The sequence below is a fragment of the Novosphingobium sp. FKTRR1 genome (genome assembly GCF_020404405.1).
In the GTDB taxonomy this organism is placed as follows: Bacteria; Pseudomonadota; Alphaproteobacteria; order Sphingomonadales; family Sphingomonadaceae; genus Novosphingobium.
This window is the reverse complement of sequence record NZ_JAIZDA010000008.1, coordinates 81,144-106,663: the sequence shown is the minus strand read 5'-3', so window position 1 is coordinate 106,663 and position 25,520 is coordinate 81,144. Positions and strand designations below refer to the sequence as shown.

The 25,520-nt window shown below is 65.3% G+C and carries 20 protein-coding genes, 1 tRNA gene and 1 other RNA gene; 13 read left to right on the top strand and 9 right to left on the bottom strand.

Going from position 1 to position 25,520, the window contains the following annotated elements; genetic code table 11:
- Window positions 1-21 precede the first annotated feature (21 nt).
- The 3 genes from LDN95_RS10070 (at window position 22) to LDN95_RS10060 (ending at window position 2,922) form a co-directional block, all read left to right on the top strand.
- A tRNA-Leu gene (locus tag LDN95_RS10070) sits at window positions 22-106 on the top strand.
- A gap of 70 nt (window positions 107-176) precedes the next feature.
- Window positions 177-1,739: a trigger factor gene (tig, locus tag LDN95_RS10065; RefSeq protein ID WP_226017542.1), complete on the top strand. Its 1,563-nt coding sequence runs from the start codon at window positions 177-179 to the stop codon at window positions 1,737-1,739.
- 193 nt (window positions 1,740-1,932) lie between these two features.
- The gene (locus LDN95_RS10060) at window positions 1,933-2,922 is read left to right on the top strand and encodes a hypothetical protein (RefSeq protein ID WP_226017541.1); all 990 of its coding nucleotides are present in this window, start codon (window positions 1,933-1,935) and stop codon (window positions 2,920-2,922) included.
- Between the two features lie 24 nt (window positions 2,923-2,946).
- Here LDN95_RS10060 and LDN95_RS10055 read toward each other — a convergent pair whose 3' ends face one another.
- Window positions 2,947-4,434 (bottom strand): amidase, encoded by a 1,488-nt coding sequence (locus LDN95_RS10055; protein WP_226017540.1) that lies wholly within the window; start codon window positions 4,432-4,434, stop codon window positions 2,947-2,949.
- 243 nt (window positions 4,435-4,677) lie between these two features.
- On the opposite strand from LDN95_RS10055, the gene clpP reads away from it, so the two are divergent.
- Window positions 4,678-5,373, top strand: a complete 696-nt coding sequence (gene clpP, locus LDN95_RS10050; protein ID WP_305082583.1) for an ATP-dependent Clp endopeptidase proteolytic subunit ClpP — start codon at window positions 4,678-4,680, stop codon at window positions 5,371-5,373.
- A 147-nt stretch (window positions 5,374-5,520) separates the two neighbouring features.
- Window positions 5,521-6,777, top strand: a complete 1,257-nt coding sequence (gene clpX / locus LDN95_RS10045) for an ATP-dependent Clp protease ATP-binding subunit ClpX (protein ID WP_226017539.1) — start codon at window positions 5,521-5,523, stop codon at window positions 6,775-6,777.
- A 151-nt stretch (window positions 6,778-6,928) separates the two neighbouring features.
- Here clpX and LDN95_RS10040 read toward each other — a convergent pair whose 3' ends face one another.
- The 6 genes from LDN95_RS10040 to LDN95_RS10015 form a co-directional block, all read right to left on the bottom strand.
- Entirely contained in the window at window positions 6,929-7,492 is a 564-nt protein-coding gene (locus LDN95_RS10040) for a fasciclin domain-containing protein (RefSeq protein ID WP_226017538.1), read from the bottom strand.
- Window positions 7,493-7,704: 212 nt separating this feature from the next.
- Window positions 7,705-8,685 (bottom strand): cation diffusion facilitator family transporter, encoded by a 981-nt coding sequence (locus tag LDN95_RS10035; protein ID WP_226017537.1) that lies wholly within the window; start codon window positions 8,683-8,685, stop codon window positions 7,705-7,707.
- 44 nt (window positions 8,686-8,729) lie between these two features.
- Window positions 8,730-9,163, bottom strand: an RNA gene (gene rnpB / locus LDN95_RS10030) — RNase P RNA component class A.
- Window positions 9,164-9,215: 52 nt separating this feature from the next.
- Complete coding sequence (locus tag LDN95_RS10025) at window positions 9,216-9,929, bottom strand: N-acetylmuramoyl-L-alanine amidase (RefSeq protein WP_226017536.1); 714 nt, start codon at window positions 9,927-9,929, stop codon at window positions 9,216-9,218.
- A 25-nt stretch (window positions 9,930-9,954) separates the two neighbouring features.
- Window positions 9,955-10,620 carry a histidine phosphotransferase family protein gene (locus LDN95_RS10020; RefSeq protein WP_226017535.1) on the bottom strand — a complete coding sequence of 222 codons (666 nt, stop codon included), beginning with the start codon at window positions 10,618-10,620 and terminating at the stop codon, window positions 9,955-9,957.
- Window positions 10,621-10,705: 85 nt separating this feature from the next.
- Window positions 10,706-11,101: a Mov34/MPN/PAD-1 family protein gene (locus LDN95_RS10015; RefSeq protein WP_226017534.1), complete on the bottom strand. Its 396-nt coding sequence runs from the start codon at window positions 11,099-11,101 to the stop codon at window positions 10,706-10,708.
- Window positions 11,102-11,182: 81 nt separating this feature from the next.
- Here LDN95_RS10015 and LDN95_RS10010 point away from each other — a divergent pair, with 81 nt between their 5' ends.
- The 8 genes from LDN95_RS10010 to mtgA all read left to right on the top strand — a co-directional run bounded on the left by LDN95_RS10010 (window position 11,183) and on the right by mtgA (window position 21,333).
- Window positions 11,183-12,148: an RluA family pseudouridine synthase gene (locus LDN95_RS10010; protein WP_226017533.1), complete on the top strand. Its 966-nt coding sequence runs from the start codon at window positions 11,183-11,185 to the stop codon at window positions 12,146-12,148.
- A 153-nt stretch (window positions 12,149-12,301) separates the two neighbouring features.
- Window positions 12,302-13,204 (top strand): RNA polymerase sigma factor RpoH, encoded by a 903-nt coding sequence (gene rpoH / locus LDN95_RS10005; protein WP_226017532.1) that lies wholly within the window; start codon window positions 12,302-12,304, stop codon window positions 13,202-13,204.
- Window positions 13,205-13,430: 226 nt separating this feature from the next.
- Window positions 13,431-14,711, top strand: coding sequence for an efflux RND transporter periplasmic adaptor subunit (locus tag LDN95_RS10000; protein ID WP_226017531.1), 1,281 nt, complete (start codon window positions 13,431-13,433; stop codon window positions 14,709-14,711).
- Window positions 14,711-17,899, top strand: a complete 3,189-nt coding sequence (locus LDN95_RS09995) for an efflux RND transporter permease subunit (protein ID WP_226017530.1) — start codon at window positions 14,711-14,713, stop codon at window positions 17,897-17,899. The genes LDN95_RS10000 and LDN95_RS09995 overlap by 1 nt, the downstream gene beginning before the upstream one ends.
- Window positions 17,896-19,392, top strand: coding sequence for an efflux transporter outer membrane subunit (locus LDN95_RS09990; protein WP_226017529.1), 1,497 nt, complete (start codon window positions 17,896-17,898; stop codon window positions 19,390-19,392). Before LDN95_RS09995 ends, LDN95_RS09990 begins: the two co-directional genes overlap by 4 nt.
- Window positions 19,389-19,760 (top strand): hypothetical protein, encoded by a 372-nt coding sequence (locus tag LDN95_RS09985; RefSeq protein ID WP_226017528.1) that lies wholly within the window; start codon window positions 19,389-19,391, stop codon window positions 19,758-19,760. The genes LDN95_RS09990 and LDN95_RS09985 overlap by 4 nt, the downstream gene beginning before the upstream one ends.
- Before the next feature lie 471 nt (window positions 19,761-20,231).
- Window positions 20,232-20,477 (top strand): hypothetical protein, encoded by a 246-nt coding sequence (locus tag LDN95_RS09980; RefSeq protein ID WP_226017527.1) that lies wholly within the window; start codon window positions 20,232-20,234, stop codon window positions 20,475-20,477.
- 127 nt (window positions 20,478-20,604) lie between these two features.
- Window positions 20,605-21,333, top strand: a complete 729-nt coding sequence (gene mtgA, locus LDN95_RS09975; protein WP_226017526.1) for a monofunctional biosynthetic peptidoglycan transglycosylase — start codon at window positions 20,605-20,607, stop codon at window positions 21,331-21,333.
- 135 nt (window positions 21,334-21,468) lie between these two features.
- Here the strand turns inward: mtgA and LDN95_RS09970 are convergent, their stop codons facing one another.
- Together LDN95_RS09970 and LDN95_RS09965 are read right to left on the bottom strand one after the other, a co-directional pair.
- Entirely contained in the window at window positions 21,469-24,042 is a 2,574-nt protein-coding gene (locus tag LDN95_RS09970) for a TonB-dependent receptor (protein WP_226017525.1), read from the bottom strand.
- A 454-nt stretch (window positions 24,043-24,496) separates the two neighbouring features.
- Window positions 24,497-25,312, bottom strand: coding sequence for a metallophosphoesterase family protein (locus tag LDN95_RS09965; protein ID WP_226017524.1), 816 nt, complete (start codon window positions 25,310-25,312; stop codon window positions 24,497-24,499).
- Between the last annotated feature and the right edge of the window lie 208 nt (window positions 25,313-25,520).

Here is a 25,520-nt window from a genome sequence, read left to right as displayed (position 1 = left end):
CGCCTTCGCTTTTCGCCGGATGCGGGCGTGGCGGAACTGGTAGACGCGCTGGATTTAGGTTCCAGTATCGCAAGATGTGGGGGTTCGAGTCCCTTCGCCCGCACCAGAGCTGTCAAGGCCCGGCTCCGCTCCCGACCAGATCGCGACGCCGCAAGAAGAAAGTTGGATTTTGTAAGATGCAGATCGTCGAAACCAGCAACGAGGGCCTGAAGCGCGCCTACACGGTGACCATTGCCGCCACCGCCATCGCTGCGCGCATTGAGGGTGAGATCAAGAAGGTTGCGCCGCAAGTGCGCATGCCCGGTTTCCGCCCCGGCAAGGTGCCTGCCAACCTCGTGCGCAAGCTGCACGGCCCCGCGATCCATCAGGAAGCGCTTGAGGCATCGATTCGCGAAGCGCTCGACACGCTGGTGGCCCAACAGGCCCTGCGTCCCGCAACGCAGCCGTCGGTTTCGCTGGGTGAAGGCTATGCCGAAGGCCAGGACGCCGAACTGACCGTGGCGCTCGAAGTGCTGCCGGTCATCGCCGCTCCCTCGCTCGACGGGCTGAAGCTTGAAAAGCTGGTCGTGCCGGTGACCGACGAACAGGTCGAAGAAGCCGTCGCCCGCATCGGCGAAGGCCAGAAGACGTTCGCCGACGCCGGTGAAGGCGCGGTTGCCAAGGACGGCGACCAGTTGATCATCGATTTCGTCGGCAAGCTCGACGGCGAACCGTTCGAAGGCGGCAGCGCCGAAGACGCCCCGCTGGAACTGGGCGCCGGTCGCTTCATCCCCGGCTTCGAGGAACAGCTCGTCGGCAGCACCGCGGGCGAGGAAAAGACCATCACGGTCACGTTCCCGGCCGACTATCCCGCCGAAAACCTTGCCGGCAAGGAAACCACGTTCGACATCACCGTCAAGGCGGTGAAGGTTGCCGGGGAATTCGAAGCCAACGACGACTTCGCCAAGGCGCTGGGTCTGGAAAGCATCGAACAGCTCCGCACGCTGCTGCGCGGCCAGCTTGAGCAGGAAACTGCCGGGCAGACCCGCACCCAGATGAAGCGCCAGTTGCTTGACGTGCTGGCCGCCGATCACGATTTCGACGTTCCGCCCTCGATGGTCGAAGCCGAATTCGAGCAGATCTGGCAGCAACTGACCACCGAAGCGCAGCGCGAGGACAACCCCGAGGAAGCGCTTGCCGAGATCGAGGCCGAGAAGGACGACTATCGCAAGATCGCCGTTCGTCGCGTGCGTCTGGGCCTGCTGCTGTCGGAAATCGGTCAGGCCAACGGCGTTGCCGTCAGCGCGCAGGAAATGGAAATGCTGATCCGCCAGGCGGCGCAGCAGTACCGTGAGGAAGACCGCCAGCGCTTCGTCGAATACATCCGCAACGAACCGCTTGCCGCCGCCCAGCTGCGCGCGCCGCTGTACGAGGACAAGGTCGTCGACTTCCTGTTCGACAAGGCCGAAGTCACGACCCGCGAAGTGACGCGTGAGGAACTGCAGGCCGCGATCGAAGCCGATGAAAACGGCAACCCGGCGGTGATCGCCGACGAAGCAGCGACCGACGCCGGCGAAGCGCCTGCGGTTGAGGCCGAGGCGCCGAAGAAGAAGGCTCCGGCGCGCAAGAAGGCCGCCGCTGCCGACGCCGCCGAAGGCGCGCCTGCTGCCGAAGCGGAAGCGACCGACGAGGGCGCCGCTCCGAAGAAGAAGGCTCCGGCGCGCAAGAAGGCTGCTGCCGAGGACGCTCCGGCAGAATAAAATCCAGCCGATCAAGGCTATGCCGCGTCACGCGGCACAGTCCGGTTCAGCCATCACGACGGGCGCGCCACACGGCGCGCCCGTTTGTGCATCCAGTGGCATCTAGCTAATGATACTGAGCAATCAGGCGGATTGGCTTGGTTAATCGCGACATGAGAGGATCGGTCAAGCACGGACCCAGGAGGGCTTGCCGATGCATACCGTTCGAAATCGCAAGGCGTCATCGCCACGGCTTCCCGACACCCGGAACGCGGGTGGCGGTTACAAGGACAAAGCACGCACATCGCGGGAAGAAATCGGCTTCATGCTGCGGGCCAGCACGGCGCAGCCTCCGGCTTTTCCGACAGACCTGTTCATCCCGGCGCATCGTGGCGCGGTGATCACGGCGGTCACGGTCGCCCCGGCTGTCGCCGCTATGACCAATGCCCAGATGCCAAAATCCCAGGTGGCCAAATCTGCCCCAGCGCCCGCGCCGACCGCAGCGGAGCCGTCTGCGCGCGATGCTGCGGGGGAGGCCTTGGGGACCGGCGCAGAATCCATAGCCAGGCCCATCGCCAAACCCATCGGCACCCCCGGACGCAAAGCGGCGCGCAAGGCGGCGCGGCGCGCGGCCGCACGGGCGCGGATCGCGCTGACCACCCGCGAGTGCGAAGGCGTTGATGGCGATGGTGCTTCGCGCGACGATGGTGCGCCGCTTTGTCCTTCCGTTGTGGCCGAGGTGGCGCCTGCTGTGACAGTCGAGATGACGACGCTTGCCGACCGGGCCCTTGGGCTGACCGGCCTTGCCGATGCGGCGGATTCAGACCACACCCGCTCTGCCGCCGACAGGTCCGCTGACCCCGCTGCCGACGCGCAAGCTGCCACGCCGCGCACGGCTTCGGCGCCGTTGCAGCCTGTCGCGCCCGGCAATCCGGTGCTGCCATTCGCGCCACTGCCGACAGGTCCGCTGACCCCGCTGCCGCGCAACATGGCATTGGCGCCGCGGCGCAAGGGCTTTGTCGATGTCATCGCCTTCGCCTTGCTCGACAGCGGACGCAGACTGGCGCGCTGGTCGTCGCTGCGCCGCCGGGCCGAGGAGGACCGCGAAAAGCTGCGCAAGGCCGAGGCGCGGATGTACGCGATGGAGGCGCAACTGGCAGCGCTTCAGGCCTTGCAGGAGCGCGTGCGGCAGGCAGGCGGCTGAACCCGACTTGAGAGTTTATGCCGCCTAGTCGCCCCAGCGCTTCAACGAGGGCACCGGCACGGCAACCGTCCGCGCCCGTTCATAGGCGGCGCCGGCCTGCAGCACGTGCGCATCGTCCCACTTGGCGCCGATGATCGACAGGCCGATCGGCAGACCCTCGACGGCGCCCATCGGCACGCTCAGGTGGGGGTAGCCCGCCACGGCGGCCAAAGTCCCGGCACCGACGCCGCTGCCGTCGTGATCGCCGGTGACAAGATCGATCGGCCAGGCCGGACCCGACGTCGGCGCGACAAGGAAGGAAACCTTGTTGGTCGCCAGCAGCTTGTCGATGCCCTCGACCCCGGCCAGCCGCAGCGAATTGGCGCGCGCCTTTTCGTAAGCGGCGCGGTCGGTGGTCTTTTCGGCGCTTTCGAACAAGTCCTGCCCGAACCAATGCAGTTCCAGATCGGCATGCGCCTTGTTGAAGGCGATCAGGTCCGCCAGACTGCGCAAGGGCGGGTTGCCGGGCAGTCCGCGCAGGTAAGCGCCCATATCCTCGCGCAAATCGAACAGCAGCACGGTCAATTCGTCGCGGCCGAGGTCTGCGGGGAAGGCATAATCGATCTCGACGAGTTCGGCACCGCCTGCTTTCAGATCGGCCAGCGCCTTGTCGAACAGCGCCTGTACCTTGGGCTCGGTACCGGCCTGTTTGCGCAGCACGCCGATCCGCACGCCCTTCAGGCTGGCGGTGGCAAGGCCTGCGGTGAAGTCGGTCTTGAGCTTATCCGCCTCAAGCGTGGCGGGGTCGAGCGGATCGCTGCCCGCCATGCCGTTGAGCAGCAGCGCCGCGTCGGCCACGCTTGTCGCCATCGGCCCCGGCGTGTCCTGGCTGTGGCTGAGCGGCACGACATGGGTGCGGCTGACAAGGCCAAGCGTGGGCTTGAACCCGACGATGCCGTTGGCAGACGCCGGGCAGGTGACCGATCCATCGGTTTCGGTGCCGATTGCGGCCCAGGCAAGTCCGGCCGCCACGCCAGCCCCGCTGCCCGAGGATGAACCACAGGGGCTGCGGTCAAGCGCGTGGGGATTGCGGGTCTGTCCGCCGACGCCGCTCCACCCGCTTGATGACGACCCCGAACGCATGTTGGCCCATTCCGACAGGTTGGTCTTGCCCAGAATGACCACGCCCGCCTTGCGCAGCCGGGCGATCAGCGGCGCATCGCGGCCGGTGACGTTGCCGTGCAGCGCCCAGCTTCCCGCCGTCGTCGGCAGTGGCCCGGCAACTTCGATGTTATCTTTCACCAGTATGACCTTGCCCGCCAGCGGTCCCGTGATGGCGCGGGCGGCAAGCTCTTCCTTGGCCGCATCGGGATTGACCGCCAGCACCGCGTGCAGGGTCGGTCCCGACTGGTCGATGGTGCGAATCCGCTCCAGGTACGTGGCGACGGTATCGCCCGCATGGGCGGGGCCAAGGCCGATGGTGGCGATCGATGCCGTCAACAACAGCGAAAGGGCGCGCAAGCGGTGTGGCATCGAATCTCTCCCCCGGCGAACAATCCGTCCGCACAACGCTGCAGCGAAGCAGCCACGCGGGCAAGGGCCTTGTCCAGCGGTTGCCCACACGGGCTCAGGCAGCGCGTTCTGATCGGTTTCGGGCCGATATCTGGGCTTTTGGCGGCATCGTCCCCAAGCATTCCACCCGATCTTGGGTTAACGCCCTTGAACATCGGCGCAGGGCACGCGACATAGGTCACCGCTAACCTCAAGAGGATTCTCATGCTCGACCTGTTCGGCGCGTCCACCATGCAAGGCAAGTTCACCCACGATCCCGTGACCGGCGCGCTGATCCCCGTCGTCGTCGAGCAATCGAGCCGGGGCGAACGCAGTTTCGACATCTATTCGCGCTTGCTGCGCGAACGGATCATCTTCGTCACCGGCGAAGTCGAAGATCACATGGCTTCGGTCATCGTGGCGCAGCTGTTGTTCCTCGAATCGGAAAACCCGTCGAAGGATATCGCGATGTACATCAACTCGCCCGGCGGCGCGGTGACCGCAGGCCTCGCGATCTATGACACGATGCAGTATATCCGGCCGCGGGTGTCGACCGTGTGCATCGGTCAGGCGGCCTCGATGGGCAGCTTCCTGCTTGCTGCGGGCGAGCCCGGCTTGCGCGTGGCGCTGCCCAACGCCCGGATCATGGTCCACCAGCCTTCGGGCGGTGCGCGCGGCATGGCCTCGGACATCGAGATCCAGGCCCGCGAAATCCTGCGCATTCGCAAGCGCATGAACGACCTTTACGTCAAGTTCACCGGCCGCTCGCTCGACGAGATCGAGAAGGCGATGGACCGCGACACGTTCCTCGAAGCCGAAGAAGCCAAGACCTTTGGTCTGGTCGACAAGGTCTTCGAGTCGCGCCCCGCCACCGATCAGACCGGCGAGCTGGAAGGCTCGGGCGGCGCACCTACTCCATGATATTGCGGGGGTATGGCGCTCTTAAGCCTTGCGAAAGGCGCCATACCCTAGGAATATTCGACTTACATTGTGTCCGGTTGATTAATGCCCTCGGGGTAGTAGGATAACCGGGCGCGCCTCTCGCAGAGAGGTGCCTGGGATGGACGAATGACGAAACTTTCCGGATCGGATACCAAAAGCACCCTGTACTGCAGCTTCTGCGGGAAGTCGCAGCATGAGGTGCGCAAGCTTATCGCGGGACCGACCGTGTTCATCTGCGATGAATGCGTCGAGCTGTGCAACGACATCATCCGTGAGGAAACCAAGGCCGGCATCGCTGGCAAGAAGGATGGCGGCGTACCGTCCCCGCGCGACATTTTCGAGACGCTGAACGACTACGTGATCGGCCAGGACCGCGCCAAGCGCGTGCTCTCGGTGGCGGTGCACAACCACTACAAGCGGCTGAAGCACAGCGGCAAGGGTGGCGATGTCGAGCTGTCGAAGTCGAACATCCTGCTGGTCGGCCCGACCGGTTCGGGCAAGACCCTGCTCGCGCAGACGCTCGCCAAGACTTTCGACGTGCCGTTCACCATGGCCGACGCCACCACGCTGACCGAAGCCGGTTACGTGGGCGAGGACGTGGAAAACATCATCCTCAAGCTGCTGCAATCGAGCGACTACAACGTCGAGAAGGCGCAGCACGGCATCGTCTACATCGACGAAATCGACAAGATCAGCCGCAAGGCCGAAAACCCGTCGATCACGCGCGACGTATCGGGCGAAGGCGTGCAGCAGGCCCTGCTGAAGCTGATGGAGGGCACCACCGCCAGCGTTCCGCCGCAGGGCGGGCGCAAGCATCCGCAGCAGGAATTCCTGCAAGTGGACACCACCAACATCCTGTTCATCTGCGGCGGCGCCTTTGCGGGCCTCGAACGCATCATCTCGGACCGCCTGCAGAAGCGTTCGATCGGTTTCGGCGCGCACGTTGCCGATCCCGACAAGCGCAAGGTCGGCGAACTGCTGCAGAAGGCCGAACCGGAAGACCTGCTCAAGTTCGGGCTGATCCCCGAATTCGTCGGTCGTCTGCCGGTGATCGCCACGCTCAACGACCTCGACATCGAGGCGCTGGTCAAGATCCTGCGCGAACCCAAGAACGCGCTGATCAAGCAGTACGCCAAGCTGTTCGAGCTGGAAGACGTGACGCTGACCTTCACCGACGATGCGCTCGAAGCCATCGCCAAGCGCGCCATCGAACGCAAGACCGGCGCGCGCGGTCTGCGCTCGATCGTCGAAAGCCTGCTGCTCGACACCATGTTCGACCTGCCCACCGAATCGGATATCGCCGAAGTGGTGGTCGACAAGGATGTGGTCGATGGCCGCAAGGAACCGATCCGCGTGCTCAAGGGCAAGGAACAGGCGGCCTGACCCTATCGGGACGGCAAAACCTGACACAGAAACGGGCCTGACACAGAAGCGGGCCTGACACAGAAATGGGCCTGACACAGAAACGGGGGCGACACCGCAAGGTGCCGCCCCCTTCTGTTTTGGCCCAATGGGGGCCGGGCCGCTCAGACGATCAGTTCGGCAGCGATACCGCGTCGGTCACGTGGATCACGCCGTTCTTCTGGAACACGTCGGCTTGGGTCACATGGGCGGTGCCGCCCTTTTCGTCGGTCAGCACTACCACGCCATCCACCAGCGAGGCGGTCAGAACGCCGCCTGCCACGGTGGTCAGCTTGGCCTGACCGCCATTGGCCTTGATCGTGGCGACCAGTTCGGCCGCCGTCACGCGGCCCGCGACCACGTGGTAGGTCAGGATCTTGGCCAGCACCGGCTTGTTTTCGGGCTTGAGCAAGGTTTCGACGGTGCCCGCCGGAAGCTTGGCAAAGGCGGCGTTGGTCGGCGCGAACACGGTGAACGGCCCGGCGCTGTTGAGCGTGTCGACAAGGCCGGCAGCCTTCACGGCGGCGACCAGCGTGGTGTGATCGGCCGAATTGACCGCGTTTTCGACGATGGTGCGGGTGGGCAGCATTTCAGCGCCACCGACCACGACCGAAGCAGGGGCAGCAAGGGCCGGAGCGGCAGCAATGGGCAGGGCAGCACTTGCCAGAAGTGCCGCGAATGCGAGTGTCTTGGGCATCGAATCCTCCAGTTTTGCGTTGGAGGGGGCGACGATGGCGATCACGGAAGCGTGCCGATGAGGGGGCAAACGGCAATGAAGCTCCGTGGTTGACCCACGTCGCCCCCTTCCGCTCAGGAACGTGGGGTGTGCCTGCCCCGCTCACCACCTGCACCAACGGGCAGAGGCCCGATCGAGCGGTAAAACGCCCTGAAATCGCGGGGAATTGCCCTTCAGGCCACCGGATCGCAGTCGGGCGCGCAAGGGTGGCCCTCGGCGCTGGTTTCCACCTGAAGGGTGGCGTGGCCGATGGCAAAGTCGTCACCCAGTTCGTGGGCGATGTGGTGGAGGAACGCATCGCCCGGGTGCCCGTCGGGGATGACGAGGTGCGCGGTAAGCGCGGTTTCGGTCGTGCTCATCGGCCAGATGTGCAGGTCATGGACCGCGCAGACACCGGGCTGGGCAGCCAGAAAGGCGCGCACGGCGTTCTCGTCGATGCCGTTGGGCACCCCATGCAGACCCATCTTGAGCGAGTCCTTGAGCAGGCCCCAGGTGCCGCGTGCGATCACCGCCACGATGACCAGACTGGTGACCGGGTCGATCCACTGCGCGCCGGTCAGCGTGATCAGGAACCCGGCGGCCACCACTCCGGCCGAAACGGCGGCGTCGGCGGCCATGTGCAGATAGGCGCCGCGCACGTTGATGTCGTGGTGACGCCCGCGCATGAACATCAGCGCGGTAACGGTGTTCACCGCGATACCGATGGCGGCGACGATCATCACCGGACCGCCGGCGACCGGTTCGGGATGGACCAGACGGCGGATCGTCTCGACCAGAATGGCGCCCAGCGCGATCAGCAGCAGCGAGGCATTGGCCAGCGCGGCGAGGATCGAACTCGACTTGAAGCCATAGGTGAACCGCGCCGAGGGTGGCCGCGCGGTCAGGATGCTGGCGGTCCAGGCGATCACCAGCCCCAGCACGTCCGACAGATTGTGCCCGGCATCGGCGACCAGCGCCATCGATCCGGCGATGATCCCGTAAATGCCCTCAATCGCGACGAACCCGGTGTTGAGCGCGATACCGATGGCAAAGGCCCGGCCAAAGCTGGCGGGGGCGTGCGAATGTCCGTGGCCATGATGGTCATGCCCGTGCGCATGGGAATGTCCATGGGAGTGCCCGCTGGATTGATCGTGATGATGGTGTGCGCCCGACATGCCGCTTCCCTACCCGCAGCGGGGTGCCACGCAAACCGTTTTCAAATGCCAGGGGGCCTGTAAGCCGGGTTCTGTAGCGCCGACGGTATCCCACAAGTGGACCGTATCGGCACTGGCAGCCATTCCTCTAGGCGGCCCGTTGCCGGGCGCGCTCAAGCAATCAACCCGGACTGCTGGCCCGAAACAGGCCTGCCACCAGCTTGTGACCGGCGGCGCGCAGTCCCTATTCGATCTTGCTCCGGGTGGGGTTTGCCTTGCCGCTTCCGTTGCCGGTTGCGCGGTGCGCTTTTACCGCACCCTTTCACCCTTACCTTTCACGGTCTTTCGACCAGATCGGCGGTCTGCTCTCTGTGGCACTTTCCCTTGACCTGAAGCCGAAACTTCCTGCCCGGCGGGCGTTACCCGCCACCCTTGTTTCGTGGAGCCCGGACTTTCCTCGGCATCAGCAAGCTGACAACGCGGCTGCCCGGCCCCCTGGCGAAAGCGGCCTAGCACGGGCTGCGGTGAACCTCCAGCCCCGCCAAAACGGATCACTCGTCGGCGCAGTCCAGCCCCATGTCGCGCTGCAACAGCAGTTCGAACAGCAGCGCGCCGATCTGGCCGTCGATCTCGCCGGTGATCTTGTGCGGGCGCCAGCGCCGCTGGAACGCGCGGATCGCGGCGCGCCCGTCGCTGATGTCATAGCCGAAGCGTTCGAGCGCGAGGAAGAACGCGCCATCGTTGTCGAACAGCAGCCGCATCGTCAGCCGGGGCTTGGCCAGCGCGAGGCGATAGCGGGCGAGCAAGTCCCAGTCGAACAATTCGCCCGGATCTTCCTTGCGCGCAGGCGCGATGTCGGAATGGCCGACGACATTGGCGGGCTGGATGCCGTGGCGCTTGACGATGTCGGCCAGCAGCGGGATCAGCGCTTCCATCTGGGCATCGGGGAACGGGCGATAGCCCCATTCATGGCCGGGATTGACCAGTTCGATGCCGACGCTGGCGGAATTGATGTCGGTGATCCCGCGCCAGTAGGACCGGCCTGCGTGCCAGGCGCGCTTGTCTTCGGCGACCAGCCGGGTGACGACGCCCGCCTCGTCGATCATGTAGTGCGCCGAGACTTCGGCGGCGGGATCGCGCATCCGTTCCAGCGCTTCGTCCGCGCTGCGCATGCCGGTGTAGTGCAGCACCACCATCGATACGGGCAGGCGCCGCTCGTTCCAGTTGGGCGAGGGTGCCTCGTGATGGACGAGCCAGCGGTTCATTGCCGGTTGCGCGGGGTCTGGTGGATCAGGCGGTGGGCAGGATGGCGCCCAGCAGCAGCGCCTCGTCGGTAAGGTGAACCTGCAGGCCCCCGCCGAGCGAGGTGGCAAGCTGATGGATCATCGTTGCAGGCGCGGTCTTGCTCGACAAAGCCTCAAGCTGCAGCGTGCCTTCGAGCGCATGGCCGATTGCCGGGTCGAACGCGATCCGTGGCCCGGCGGCGCGGATGACGATCTCGGTCGTCTGGCCATGCTGGTCGCCGTTCTGGCCCTCATGCGTTTCGGCGGCGATATCCAGCGTGCCGCCGCGAACCAGCGCCTCGATCCCGATCAGCGCCAGGTTGAGCAGCGCCTTGACCGCAGGCTTGGGCAGCATGTCGCTGCCCAGCACCCAGTTGACCTGCAGCCGGGTGTTGTTGCCGGCCAGCGCATCGACCAGCGCGCGCGGTTCGGCCACCGGCACCGTGTCGCCAAAACCGCCCGCCGCGCCGAAGGCCAGCCGGAAAAACCGCAACTTGTCGGCCGAGGCCTTGGCGCTCTGTTCCAGCAGTTCGAAACACCGCGCCCGCATCTCGGGGTCTTTTTCCTCGGCCAGCAGTTCAAGGCCGTTGGACAGGGCGCCGACCGGGCTGAGCAGGTCGTGGCACAGGCGCGAACAGAGCAGGCTGGCAAGGTCGATCGAAGCGGTGGTCATGGCCGGTATTGGTCCTGTTCTGGCATTCCTTGGCGAACAAGCGCGCGTTGGCGCGGATGCGACGCGAAACGATATCGCTCCAGCCTTAACGCTGCAGGGGCGCGGTGGGAAGCGGTTCGAACCCGGATAGGGAATCACGCCAGAAGGTAACGTCTCCTCCTGCCACGATGGCCCAGATGCGCCCGTCGCGCGCCGCGCTGGCCGCATCGGTGGCCGAAGGACGGGCAAGGCCGTTGGGGTGCGAATGGAAATAGCCGAGCAGCCTTGGCCCGCCTGTGCGTTCGGCGCGGTGCGCGGCGATCAGCGCGGCGGGGTCGATCTCGAAATGGCTGGCCGGATCGGGCGCAACGTTGGCGCAGAGTGCTGCCATCGCGACGTGCCGGTCATGGCCAAGCAGCAGGCCGCAAGCCTCGTGCGGATGGGCGATATTGGCGGCGTCGAGCATCGTCTGGCGAACGCCGGGAGCGAGGGTGAGTGACATCGTGACAAGGCCTAGCCCAGCTTTGCCTTGATCGACAGGCACTATTGCGGCGCTGCAAACCATCCCCATATATTTGCGAACATGGGGCAGGCAGAAACGATCATCGAGGGCACGATCGCGACCGGCGGACAGCGGCTTGACCGGGCGCTGGCCGATGGCAGCGGGCTGTCGCGCGAACGGATCAAGGCGCTGCTCGACGACGGACGCATCTCGCTGGGCGGTAAAGTGGTGGCGCAAGCCTCGTTGAAGCCCGCGCCGGGCACGGCCTTTGCCATCCGCGTACCGCCCGCCATTCCGGCCGAAGCCACGGCGCAGGACATTCCACTGGCAGTCGTTTACGAGGATGCCGACCTGATCGTGGTCGACAAGCCCGCCGGGTTGGTGGTCCATCCGGCGGCGGGCAATCTGGACGGCACGCTGGTCAACGCGCTGCTGCATCATTGCCGGGGCCAGCTTTCGGGCATCGGTGGGGTGGCGCGGCCGGGCATCGTCCACCGCATCGACAAGGATACCAGCGGGCTGCTGGTGGTCGCCAAGACCGATGCCGCGCACGAAGGACTGGCGCGCCAGTTCGCCGACCATTCGATCCGCCGCGCCTATCTGGCGGTCACAACCGGCGCACCGATGCCACCGGCGGGCACGATTCGCGGCGCAATTGCCCGGTCGAGCCATGATCGCAAGAAGATGGCGCTGGTCGCCGACGGGCGCGGCAAGCATGCCGTCACGCACTATCGCACGCTGGAACCGCTCGATGGCGCCGCATTGGTCGAATGTCGGCTCGAGACAGGGAGAACCCACCAGGTGCGCGTTCACCTTGCGTCAATCGGCCATTCGCTAGTGGGAGACCCTGTGTACGGACGTTCCACCCAACGGCTTCGGCCGATCCTTGCAGCGCTCGGCTTTCGCCGTCAGGCGCTCCACGCGGCGGAACTGGGTTTCCTTCATCCCACCCGCAACGAACCGGTTCACTTCATCAGCCCGACGCCGGTCGATATGGCGGAACTACTGGTCGAACTGCGCGTTCAGAATGGAGCGTTCTGCCCCTAGGTGGGAGTTGCCGCCAGCGGGCAGATGCGACAGGCTCCCAAAGGCGGTTCAGTTGTTGTTTGAAACTGAGTAGATATGTTTTGTGGTCCCGCCGCCTGTTGCCCATTAGGGGATGGAGCATTGGGTACCGACGCGACGAAAGGAAGTGTCCAGGTGACTGTACAGAAAAAAGCGCTGAGCGTGCCCGCGCTTTCCGGGGAAGCCGGTCTTAACCGCTACCTTACGGAAATCCGCAAGTTTCCGGTACTTGCTCCCGAGCAGGAATACATGCTGGCCAAGCGGTATCAGGAGCATGCCGATACCGCCGCTGCGGCCCAACTGGTCACCAGCCATCTGCGACTCGTCGCCAAGATCGCGATGGGCTATCGCGGCTATGGCCTGCCGGTGTCCGAGCTGATCAGCGAAGGCAACATCGGCCTGATGCAGGGGGTCAAGAAGTTCGAGCCCGATCGCGGCTTCCGTCTGGCCACGTATGCGATGTGGTGGATCAAGGCGTCGATCCAGGAATACATCCTGCGCAGCTGGTCGCTGGTCAAGATGGGCACCACGGCGGCACAGAAGAAGCTGTTCTTCAATCTGCGCCGGATGAAGAAGAACCTCGAAGCGTTCGAGGACAGCGACCTGCACCCCGATGACGTGCGCAAGATCGCCACCGACCTTGGCGTGCCCGAGGTCGAGGTCGTCAACATGAACCGCCGCATGATGATGGGTGGCGATGCCAGCCTGAACGTGCCGATGCGCGAAGATGGTGAAGGCACCTGGCAGGACTGGCTGACCGACGACCGCCCGTTGCAGGACGAAACCGTCGCCGACGCCGAAGAAGCGCAGTTCCGCCACGCCATGCTGGTCGAAGCGATGGATAGTCTGAACGAGCGCGAGCGCCACATTCTGGTCGATCGCCGCCTGTCGGACGAACCCAAGACGCTTGAGGAATTGAGCCAGGTTTACAACGTCAGCCGCGAACGCGTCCGCCAGATCGAGGTGCGCGCCTTTGAAAAGCTGCAGCAGGCGATCAAGAAGATCGCGGTCGAAAAGCGCTTGCTGCCCGCCACCTGAATTTGCCTGCATCGCAACGACAAAACGGCCGGGGGGAAACCTCCGGCCGTTTTCCTGTGGGTTTTCCTAAGTGAAACATGACCGTGTTTTAATGTCCGGGCCAAGCTGCGGCCAGACGCGCTAGGGCAGGGGCCAGCGGGCCGGACACCCGCCTGCCGATCGCGCAAGGCCGGGTGGACGGCAGGGACCCCCGGCACGGTGTGCCGCCGCAAGTGAGTTGGAAATAATGGATTTTGAACGCAGCGTTCCTGCGCTTGACCGCCACCAGCAGCTGCGGCTGCTGGGCCTTGCGGTTGGCGCGGTGGTCTTGGTTATCGTGCTCATCACACTTGGCCGTGCCCTGTTCCATCATGACGAACCGGCGCCGGCACCCTTGCCTGCAGGCGAAGTTCAGCTCACCCGCGCGCAGCTTGCCAGCCTGACCATCGAACCGGCGCGGGTTGACGATGGCGTCGAACGGACCGGCGCCAGCGGCCAGATCACCGTCGATGAAACGCGCAGCACCCCGGTGTTCCTGCCCTATGCCGGGCAGATCCTGCAGGTGGCAGTCGATGCCGGTGCGCGCGTGGCGCAGGGCGATGTGCTGCTGCGCATCCGCACCAGCGACATCGTCGATGCCCGCAACGCGCTGTTTTCGGCGCAGGCGCAGCGCTCGTCTGCGGCCTCGCAATTGCGGGTGGCGCAAGAGAACGCGGCGCGCGCCGAACAGATCTATCGCGAGGCCGGTGGCGCGCTGAAGGATCTGCAACAGGCACGCAGCGACCTCGTCAACGCCCAGTCCGCCGTGCGCATCGCCGATTCCGCAGTCGGCTCTGCGCGTGACAAGCTGGTCGTGTTCGGCAAGACCCCCGCCGAGATCGCGCGGCTGGAAGGCGCCTCTGACATCGCCGGAGCCCACGCCGAAACCAACTTGCGCGCGCCGATCGGCGGCGTGGTCGTGACGCGGTCGGTATCGAGCGGACAGTTCGTGCAGACCGGCGGCACCACGCCCGCCTTCGTCATCGCCGACCTGTCAAAGGTCTGGCTGGTGGCGCAAGTCGCCGAAACCGATGCCGAGCGCGTGCATCTGGGCGATCACGTGGCCGTGACCACCAGCGCCATTCCGGGGCGCGAATTCGACGCGGTGATCGACAACATCGGCGCGCAGATCGACCCGGTGACGCACCGTCTGGCGGTACGCGCCACGATCGCCAACCCCGATGGCGCGCTCAAGCCGCAGATGTTCGCCGACTTCACCATCAAGACCCCCTTGCGCGAAGTGCGTGCGCCCGTCGGTGCGCCGCTGCCCGGCCCCGGCGGGGTCGTTTCGGTGCCGGTGCAGGCGGTGATCCACGAAGGCGACAGCGCCCGCGTGTGGGTCTACCTTGGCAATGGCCGGGTCCGCGCGCGCGATGTCGTGCCCGGCGAAACCCACGATGGCCGCGTCGCGATCATCTCGGGCTTGCGACCGGGCGACCGGGTGGTCAGTTCGGGCGCGCTGTTCGTCAACGAAGCGGGCCTTGACTGATGGACCGGATCGTCCGCTTTGCGCTGGCCCAGCGCATGACCATTGTCGGTCTGTTCGTCGCCATGCTGGTGGCGGGCGGGATCGCGTTCTACAACCTCAACATCGAAGCCTATCCCGATCCGGTGCCGCCGATGGTCGAGATCGTGACCCAGTCCTCGGGCCTTTCGGCCGAGGAAATGGAGCGCGCGATCACCATCCCGATCGAGGTGCAGATGTCGGGCCTGCCGCACATGACGGCGATCCGCGCGATCTCGCTGTTCGGCCTGTCGGACGTGAAGATCCAGTTCACCTATGATTTCAATTACGAGCAGGCCCAGCAGCAGGTGATCAACCGGCTGGCGCAGCTGCCGACTTTGCCCGGCGGCGCGGTGCCGACGATCTCGCCGACCAGCCCGGTCGGTGAAATCTATCGCTATCGCATCAAGGCGCCCGCCGGGTACTCGGTGGCCGACCTCAAGACCTTGCAGGACTGGGTGTTGCAGCGCCGCTTCCGCGCCATTCCCGGCGTGGTCGATGTGACCGGCTGGGGCGGCAAGGAACGCAGCTACGAAGTCGAGATCGACCGCAACCGGCTGCAGGCGCACAACCTCACGGTCGGGCAGGTCATCACCGCGTTGAGCAAGGCCAATGCCAACGTCGGCGGCCAGACCATCAACTTCGGTGCGCAAAGCGCGATCGTGCGCGGTATCGGTCTGATCCAGTCGGTCGACCAGATCAACACCACGCTGGTCGGGCGTGACGGCACGGCGCCGGTGCTGGTGCGCGATGTCGCCGCGGTCAAGATCGGCAACCTGCCGCGCAACGGCATCGCCGGGCTCAATACCGATGACGACGTGGTGGAAGGCATCGTGCTGATGCGCCGGGGCGCGCAATCGATGCCGACGATCCAGGCGGTCAAGGCCGAGATCGACACGATCAATGCCAGCGGCGTGCTGCCGCCGGGCGTCTCGCTCGAACGCATCTATGACCGCTCGGACCTGATCGGCGTGACCACGCGCACGGTGATGGAGAACCTCGTCGCGGGCGTGCTGCTGATCTTCTTCCTGCAATGGGCGTTTCTGGGCAACTTGCGCAGCGCGCTGATCGTGGCGGCGACGATCCCGTTCGCGCTGGCCTTTGCCGTGCTGATCCTGACCTTGCAGGGCGAAAGCGCCAACCTGCTGTCGGTCGGCGCGCTCGATTTCGGGCTGGTCGTCGATGCCACGGTGATCATGGTAGAGAACATCTTCCGCCACATGGCCGAACGATCGCACCATGTCGAAAGCAGCGAGGGCAAGCACCACTTCACCTTCGCCAGCCGGTTGGGTGCGGTGCTTGAAGCTTCGAACGAGGTCAGCCGCGGCATCTTCTTTGCCGCCGCGATCATCATCACCAGCTTCCTGCCGCTGTTCACGCTGACCGGGGTGGAAGGCCACATCTTCGGCCCGATGGCCAAGACGTATGCCTATGCCATCGTCGGCGGGCTGATCGCCACGTTCACGGTTGCGCCGGTGCTCTCGGCGCTGCTGCTGCCCGACAAGCTGAGCGAGGTGGAAACCTGGGTGGTCAGCCGTCTGCGCCGTGCCTACGAGCCGGCCGCCAGCTTTGCCTTCCGCAACCAGATCGTTGCGCTGGGCGGCGGGCTGCTGCTGGTGGTGGGCGCGTTCATCGGGGTGCGCTCGCTGGGGATCGAGTTCCTGCCGCACCTTGAAGAAGGCAACATGTATATCCGCGCCTCGCTGCCGGCCTCGATCAGCCTTGAGGCGGGCGAGCCGATGGCGCGCCAGATCCGCCGCGATATCCTGAAGTATCCCGAAGTCACCGCCGTGCTGTCGGCGCATGGCCGCCCCGACGATGGCACCGACGCCACCGGCTTCTTCAACATCGAGTATTTCGTGCCGCTCAAGCCGTTCGACGAATGGCCCAGCGGCATGGACAAGGAAAAGCTGGTCGGCGAACTGTCGAAGAAGCTGCAGGACAAATACCCCGGCGTCGATTTCTCGTTCTCGCAGATCATCGAGGACAACGTCGAGGAAGCCGCCTCGGGCGTGAAGGGGGCCAATTCGGTCAAGCTGTTCGGCCCCGATCTGGTCACGTTGGAAAAGCTGGCGTCGCAGATCCGCGATCAGATGGCCAAAGTGCGCGGGATCGCAGACCTTGGCGTGTTCCAGTCGCTGGGCCAGCCGACCGTGCGGATCGACATCGATCGCGTCAAGGCGGCGCGCTATGGCCTGACGCCCGACGATATCAACCAGACGGTCGCCGCCGCGATCGGCGGTACTTCGCCCGGATTCCTGTACGAGCCGCATACCGACCGGCACTTCCCGATCATCGTGCGGCTGCAACAGGACCAGCGCGACAGTCTGGAAGCGGTCAAGCGCATCACCGTGGGAGCGACCGCGCCCGATGGCAGCGCCATCGAAGTGCCGTTGTCCGAACTGGCCGACATTCGCCTGACGACCGGTGCCTCGTTCATCTATCGCGAGCACCAGTCGCGCTACACCCCGATCAAGTTCTCGGTCCGTGATCGCGATCTGGGCAGCGCCGTGGCCGAAGCACAGGCGCGCATCGCCAGAAATGTGGTGCTGCCGCAAGGCTATACGCTGGAATGGGCGGGCGAACTGGCCAATCTGACCAATGCCGTGCAGCGGTTGGAGATCGTCGTGCCGATCAGCCTGATCGTGATCCTGCTGTTGCTCTATGCCAACTTCCGCAGCCTGCGCGATACCTTGCTGGCGTTCAGCGTGATCCCGATGGCGGTGGTCGGCGGGGTCGCCGGGCTGCTGTTCACCGGAACGGCGTTCAGCATTTCGGCGGCGATCGGGTTCGTCGCCTTGTTCGGCATCGCTGTGATGGACGGCATTCTGGTGGTCACCAACTTCAATCAGGCGATGGACGAAGGACTGGAACAGGCCGCCGCGCTTCGGCTTGCGGTGACCAACTCGTTGCGTCCGGTGGTGATGACCTGTCTGGTCGCCGCTATCGGCCTGCTGCCCGCTGCCTTGTCCACCGGCATCGGCAGTCAGGTGCAAAAGCCGCTGGCGCTGGTGGTGGTCGGCGGCATGACGCTGGCGCCGGTGCTGATCCTGCTGGTGCTGCCGTTGCTGATCAATCGCTTTTCGGGCCGGGTGATGTTCCGCAAGCGTCGGGAACAAGCCGAAGCAGGCGCCCACGTGCTGCCCGCCAGCGAAGCGGGAGAAGTGGCATGAAGCGCTCGATCATCGCTGCCATGCTGGCTTGTGTCGTGCTGCCCCAACCGGGACTGGCGCGCACCAAGCCGGTCAAGGTTGAACTGCCGCTGCCGCCCACGCCCGCCGGGGCAGCACCGCAAACGGCGGTGACCGCTCCGATCGCGCCGCAATCCGGTCCGGCGCAGACGGTTCATGTCGGCACGGCTGCGGCCGATCGCTGGTGGACCGCCTTCGCCAGCCCCGCGATCAACGATCTGGTGGACCAGGCGCTGGTTGCCAATGCCGATCTGGGTGCGGCGCAAGCCGCCTTGCGCCAGGCGCACGATCTGGCGGGCGCGGCGCGCGGCGCGTTGTTCCCGCAGCTTGACGCCGGGTATCAGGTGGAGCGGCAGCGCATCTCGCAAACGCTGTCGTCGCCGCTGCTCGACCCCAATCCGACGGTGTTTTCGGTGCATACCGCACAAGTGAGCGTCAGCTATGCGCTCGACCTGTTCGGCGCCAACCGCGCGCACTTCGCCTCGGCCGCCGCACAGGCGCGGGTGGCGGCGGCGCAAGCCGATGGCGTGCGCAATCTGGTGAGCGCCAATGTCGTGCTGGCGGTGATCCAGAACGCGGCCCTGCAAGCGCAGGCCGAGGACGCGCAGACCGCCATCGACAGCAACCGTGCGGTCCTGACCATGTTGCGCCGGCGCGAGGCTTTGGGCGCGGTGGGCAAGGCGGACGTTGCGGCGCAGGAAGCGGCACTGGCCGCTGCCGAAGGCGCGCTGCCTCCGCTCGAACGGGCGCGGCGGACCAATCTGGCGGCGCTGGCGGTGCTGCTCGGCCTTGCGCCGGGCGCGGCTTTGCCCAAACTTCCCGCGCTTGACGAGATTGCGCTGCCGACCGACCTGCCGCTGGTGCTGCCGTCCGATCTGGTCGCGCAACGCCCCGATGTGGCCGCCGCCGCTGCCGGAATGGAAGGCGCGGGCGCCGACCTGAAGGCGGCGATCGCGGCGCGGCTGCCTTCGATCACGCTGAGTGCAAGCACTGGCGGCGCAGCGCGCGACTTCAGCGATATGTTCCGCGATGGCAACCCGTTCTGGAGCCTGCTGGGTGGCCTGACCGCGCCGCTGTTCCACGGCGGAACCCTGCGCAAGCAGCAGCGTGCCTCTGAGGATGCGCTGGAAGCCGCGACAGCGCGCTATCGCGGTGTGGCGTTGCAGGCCTTTGCCGACGTGTCGAACGCGCTGACGGCGCTCTCGACCGATGCCGATGCGCTCGATGCGGCCAGCCGGGGTGATACCGCGGCGCAAGCCAGCCTTGGCTTCGTCAAGCGCCAGCTTGAACTGGGCAGCGTCGGCACGCTGGCGGTGCTCAACGCCGCCGCCGCCGCGCAGCAGGCGCGCATCCAGTACGTGCAGGCCCGCAGCGCGCGGCTGACCGATACGGTCGGCATGTTCGTGGCGCTGGGCGGCGGACAACTGGGCCTTGCGGGCAAGGCACCGGCTGCCGCACCGGACAAGCGCCCGTGAACCGGCGTCGGCTTGCCCTGCCTGCCTTGCTTGCCGCGCTGGTCCTGGCAGAGCCCGCTGCCGCGCGCGATCCCGGCGTGATCCTGATCCGTCCGCAAGGGACCGATTTCGGGGTCATCGCCGGGCACGCCCGCCTGCGCGGCGGGCGATTGTGGGTGTTCGGCCGGGTCGAGCGCTCGCCCCGCCTGCTGCAAGGTCGCTGCCTGATCACGGTGCGCGATCGCGCGGCCAACGTGCTCGGCCAGATCGCGTGCGCTGGCTTTGCCGCGCACGGTCCGGCGGTGGCCTCGTTCTCGGGCTTTGTGTCCTTGCCCGAAAACGCGGGCGGGCCAGTCTCGGAAGTCCAGGTCGAGGCCGAGCCTGCCTAGGCAGCGTGGACAACTTCCGCCGCCCGCGGAAACAAGTGCGCGCAACCGGAATCGCCCGGTTGCGGACGTCAACGCCACCAAAACGCAACACCTTCGTCGCCCCGTGCTTGACACGGGGCTTGGCTACCTTTCCACATCGCCGCACAGCGCGTTCGCCGCCGGATACCACTGGTCCCAAAGGTCCAACCAATCGGGATTGTCGGCTGCGATCTCTTCGTGGCGCTCGGCGTAGACCAGCCTCGCACTGTCAAACGCGAGGCCGCAAGGAAAGCCAAGCCCCGTGTCAAGCACGGGGCGACGGGGGTCTCGATCAGGGAGATGTCCGTAGCCGGCGCCATAAGCTGCTGGTGCGGGCAAGACGCCGTTGCGGATATTACCCACAAGACGGCTTACGCCCTAAAGGCGGACATTGATCCGCTAGGGGAAAAGAGTAGCGTTGCCACTATGGTAGCGTCATTAAACCCTTGGACGTTGTTTGCAGCCACCTTCATCGCTGGCTTGTTGGCGCAGATGATTTTTCCGCGACAGCGATGGATTGCGGCAGCGGTAATCGCCGTGTCCCCCCTCGCTCTTCTTACGGCAACTATCTGGTGGGGCGTTTGGGAACGTGACGCGCTCTATGCGGTTGCGTATTTTATAGCGCTGCTGATCTGCTGCGGAGCATCGATTTCAAGCTTGCTGATGGTCGATGTCGGAAGACGGACGCTTCGAAAGTAGCGCTAAGGTGTGTGGCGGCTAACCACCAATCCCGGCCATTCAGGCTGGCGGAGAATTTGCCTGCGCCGTCTGGGCCATTGCGGGCACCCGATTGCCAGCGCGCTGCAGCTTGCGCATAAAGGCGGGCATGGCAGATGATCTTGCGACCCTGAAGAACAGCCGTCCCGCTCCTGCGCGGCGGTCCGGTCCGGTTGCGCGGGGGCTGTGGATCGTGGCGCGGCTGGTCGCGGCGTTCCTGTTCCTGTCAGCGGCGCAAGTGGTGATCTACAAGTTCGTGCCGGTGCCGGTGACATTCACCATGCTGGGCGACAGCAGCGGCTTCACCAAGACCTGGACCCCGCTGTCGCGCATCGACCGCGCGATGGTCGATGCCGCCATCGCGGGCGAGGACAGCAAGTTCTGCGAACACAACGGCTTCGATACCGATGCCATCCTGCAGGCCTATCGCCGCAACCAGCACGGCGGACGCATTCGCGGCGGCTCGACGATCAGCCAGCAGACCGCCAAGAACACCTTCCTGTGGCAAGGCGGCGGGTATGTCCGCAAGGCGCTTGAGGCGTGGTACACCGTGCTGATCGAGGCGATCTGGGGCAAGCGCCGGATCATGGAAGTCTACCTCAACGTGGCCGAAACCGGGATCGGCACGTATGGCGTGGAGGCAGGCGCGCAACGCTATTACGGCAAGGGCGCGCTGCATCTGTCGCAGATCGAGGCGGCGCGCATCGCGGCGGCCTTTCCCCAACCCAAAGTGCGCGAAGTTGTCGGCGCGTCGGGCCGGGTGCGGCGCCATGGCAACGCCATCGCCGCGCGCGCCGGAGTGGTGCGCGGCGAATACGATTCCTGCGTCTACCAGTAATCGCCAACCAGCCTGCCAGGCTGATCGCAGAGCGCCGCCCATGAAAAGGGCGGGAGCGGCCCCTAGCCGTCCCGCCCTTTCACGATTGCGCTTGATGAGCGGCCCGTCGCCGGACCGCCCGTCAATCATGCTCGATCAGAAGCCGATCCCGACCGTGGCGATCACCGTGCGCGGCACGCCGATCTGCGCGAACGTGATCGGCGACGAGGCGCTGCTCGTCTGGCTGATGAACGTCCCGTCGAAACCGCCGACAAAGGTCTTGTCGAACACGTTGGTCACGTTGAGCTGCAGGAAGGTCTGCTTGCCCAGACCATACTTGCCCAGGTCGACCTTGGCGTCGAGATCGACCAGCGTATAGGCCTTCGCCTTGGCGGCAAAGATCTGCAGCGGGGCGCCGTTGACGGTGACGTAGAACGGCAGGTTCTGGTCGTTGACATAGCGCGGGCCGGTCCGCTTGGCCTGAACGCCCAACGAGAAGGCGCCCAGCGTACCTTCGGCGCGCGCACCGTAGGTATAGACCGGCGCGCCCGATTCGCGCTTTCCGGCGGTCTGGTAATAAGCCACGTTGCCCACCGCGGTGCAGCCCAGCGTGCCGTACTGGACGTTGGCGGCGGTGCAGTTCACGCCCGCATCGACGTTGTCCTTGATCTTCGAATGCAGGTACGAACCGAAGGCATAAAGTGACACGTTGGCGTTGGGGCGCCAGGCGATGCTGCCGTCAAAGCCGTACTTGTTGACGCGGCCAAGGTTGCGATAGACCGAAACCTGCAGATCGCGGTCGTACGCCGAAGCAAGCCGGTTCTGATAGATCGTGTACCAGAACGAGCCCTGCGCCATGATGTTGCCCGAACGGAAGCGGACACCGGCGTCGAAGTTGTCGGTGGTTTCCGGGTTGGGCTTGGCACCTGCGGTGTCAGCGCCGAAGTAGAACGAGTTGTAGAGGTTGTCGGTGCCCGGAACCTGCAGCCCGCGCGAATAGTTGGCGAACAGGCTGGCGTCGGGCGTGACGTTGTAGGTGAACCCGACGTTGGGCAGCACGCGGCTGTAGGAGAACAGGCGCTGCTGCGGCGCTGCTGCCGTGGCGTTGGCGGCGGCAAAGGCGGCGCTGCCCGCGCTGGTGGTCAGGCACGAATAGGCACCGCCAGCGTTGGTCGTGAAGCAGTAGTTGGTGAGGTTGCGCTTGAAGAACGGTGCGCGCACGCCTGCGGTCACGGTCAGCTTGTTGTCGAGGAACTTGCCGCGATATTCGCCCGAGATCTGGTGCAGGATCGCGTAGGACAGGCGGTTGCGCTTTTCCACGATGTTGCCCGCAGCATCGGCCAGCGGCGCGTCGATCGGGAAGTACTGCGCGCCAAAGCCGTTGCTCTTGAGCGTGCCCAGCTCGCCGGTCTGGCGGTGGCGGCCACGATCATACGAATAGGCGATGCGGACGGTGTTTTCCGGGTTGATGTCATAGCGCAGCGACGAGATGACGCCCAGACGGTTGGTCTGCGTGTTGCTGGGAGCCAGCAGGCGCACCGTATCGAGCACATCGCCATCGCCGTTCAGGTCGCGGCCGAAGTAGTAGTTGTTGCTGATGAAGCCGGTGAGGTTGGCGACGCCGTTGACGGTGGTCGTGCCTTCCTTGGCGGTGACGGTGCCGCCGCCGTTGGCGTTGGTGTACTGGAAGCTGGGATCGACCGTCAGCACCAGCCCGTCGGCCAGGGTGAAGCGCGAGTTGATGCGGATGTTGCCGGTGTTCGACGGGTTGTAGCGGAATTCGAAGTCCGAACCGCAGCTCGTCGCCGCATCGGCGGTTCCGGCCACGCCGCTGGCGATGGTGCAATCGGGCACGGTATAGAAGCGCTCGTCACCGCTCACCGGGAAGCGGTTGCCCGCAGCGCCCCCAACCACGCGGGTGCCGGTGTTGTCGGTCCACATCGGCACCGAACCGAAGAAGTTGTTGCGGTTCCAGTTGATGTGACCGGCCACCGAGATGAAGTCGCCATTGTTGCCCAGCGGCTGATAGATGCGGGCGTTGATCTGCTTCTTGTCGATCTTGCCGATGCCGCCGAAGATGGCGTCGTTGGTGGCGGTGCTGGCCGCAACGAATGCGCGCAGACCCGAATCGTTCAGGTCACCGGTGTCGATCTCGGCGAACAGGCGGCGGAAGTTGAAATCGCCGATGGAGCCGACCGCGCGCGCGCCCAGCGTGTGCGAGGGCAGCTTGGTGCGATAGTTCACCGTCGAGCCCGAGGCCGATGCGGTGGGCGAATCGACGTCGGTCGTGCCCAGGTTGACGTTGACCTGATCGATCAGTTCGGGGTCGAGCTGCTGGTTCGAATAGAGCGCATAGTTGCCCGTGTCGTTCAGCGGCAGACCGTCAAAGGTCTCCGAAATGCGGGTATTGTCGAAGCCGCGGATGAACAGCTTGCCGCCGGCCGAACCGAACGGGTCGTTGTTCTGGAAGCTGACGCCCGGCACCAGATTGATGATGTCGTTGACAGTCTGGCCGGGGGTCTGGCGGCTGATGATCGCCTGATCGAGCACCTGCTTGGCCTTGGGCGTGTCGGGCGTTTCCACCCCGGCCACGCTCTTGCCCAGCTTGGCGGTGACGACGATGGGCTGGTCGAAATCGACCGAGCCGGTGGACTGCGCCAGTGCTGGCGCGGCGCCAAACAGCAGGCCGCTGGCCAGCGCGCTGGCGGAAAGCAGAAGAATTCGTTGCATGGTTCGGACCCCATTGAAACCCCGACCCGTTGGTCGGCGGCAAGAGTTTGCGACTTGTGCGATGCAGCACGATCGCGGCGCGGGCCTTTCGGTTACCGCGCTGGCGCCGTCCAGACCCGAGACGTGTGACACCCTGATTACGAACAGCGGGCAGGGGAGTGGGGCGGGCGATCCGACAAGGCTGACCAGATCGGTCAGAGCGCTTCGGCTGAAACAAAATTACAAATTCAACCGGTTGTAATTGGTGCGAATTTCAAGTGTTGCGACGATGCAACGAACGCGCAAAATTGCGATCAATGCGGCTTCATCGGTGCTCGTAAACGGGGCAGCCGGGCACGGCCGCGCAAGGCTCGCGCGCCCGCGGCAGCCTTGCACTGGTGGCTCAGATGGTAGTGTTGCAGGGGTATGACGCTGCCTCTTGCGATGCAGCAATTTGCCTTGCAGGCCGGGCGTTTCAGCCCGCCTGGCCGACCCCGCCATCGGCAAGGCCCGCTTCTGGTTGCGCGTCCTCGCGCGCTTCGATCAGCCAGCGGTCCGTGCCCTGCAGACCTAGTGCGGTCAGGCGGCCAGAAGCAAAGGCACCGGTATCGATGCCGATTCGCAGCGGCAGCACCTGCGGTTCGTCGGTGATGGTATGGCCATGCACGACCACAAAATCGCGCGGCGTGCGATCGTCGATGAATTCGCCGCGAATCCAGCGCAGGTCGCTCGGGCTCTGGTCTTCGAGCGCCACACCGGGACGGATCCCGGCATGGACGAACACATAATCGCCCACGACGATGCGATCTTCCATTGCGGCCATGAAATCGCGGTGCGCCTGCGGGACGAGCGCGGGCAACATCTCGTGCAGTTCGGTCAGCGTCACGGTGTTGTAGACCTGCGGCTCGATATCATAGCTCAACAGCGTTTCGCGTCCGCCGTGGCGCAGGAAATGGCGCAGGGTATCTTCGCGCTCGAAGCTGCCGAGGAACATTTCCTCGTGATTGCCGCACAGGAAGCGGGCCTGGCGGCGTGCCGCCAGCGCGCGGGCGGTCTCGATCACGCCGGAGCTGTCCTGCCCGCGATCGACCAGATCGCCCAGAAAGATGATCAGGCTGTCGCTTGGACCCCGGCTGGCATCATCAGCCTCGATCAGCGCGATCAGCTTGTTTAGCAGATCGTTGCGGCCGTGGATGTCGCCGATGGCATAGACCCGCTGCCCGTCGGGAATGGCAGTGGGCGGTGCCGGTGGGGCCTTGGGGCCCAGTAGGTTGCGCAGCTTGTTGAACATAGGCTTGGTAAACGTGAACTGGATATCGTGCTTTTATGCCGCAGTGCAAGATGCACCTTTGCGGATGATGCGAAAAAGCCACAATGGTCGGCAAACGTTACGGAGTGTTGCTGAAACCGTCTTGTGCAACGCAACACAAAAATGCACCCAAGAGAGGCAGGGCCAAGCCGGGCCGTGAAAAATGATGTCCGGCAGGTGCTGCGCAGGT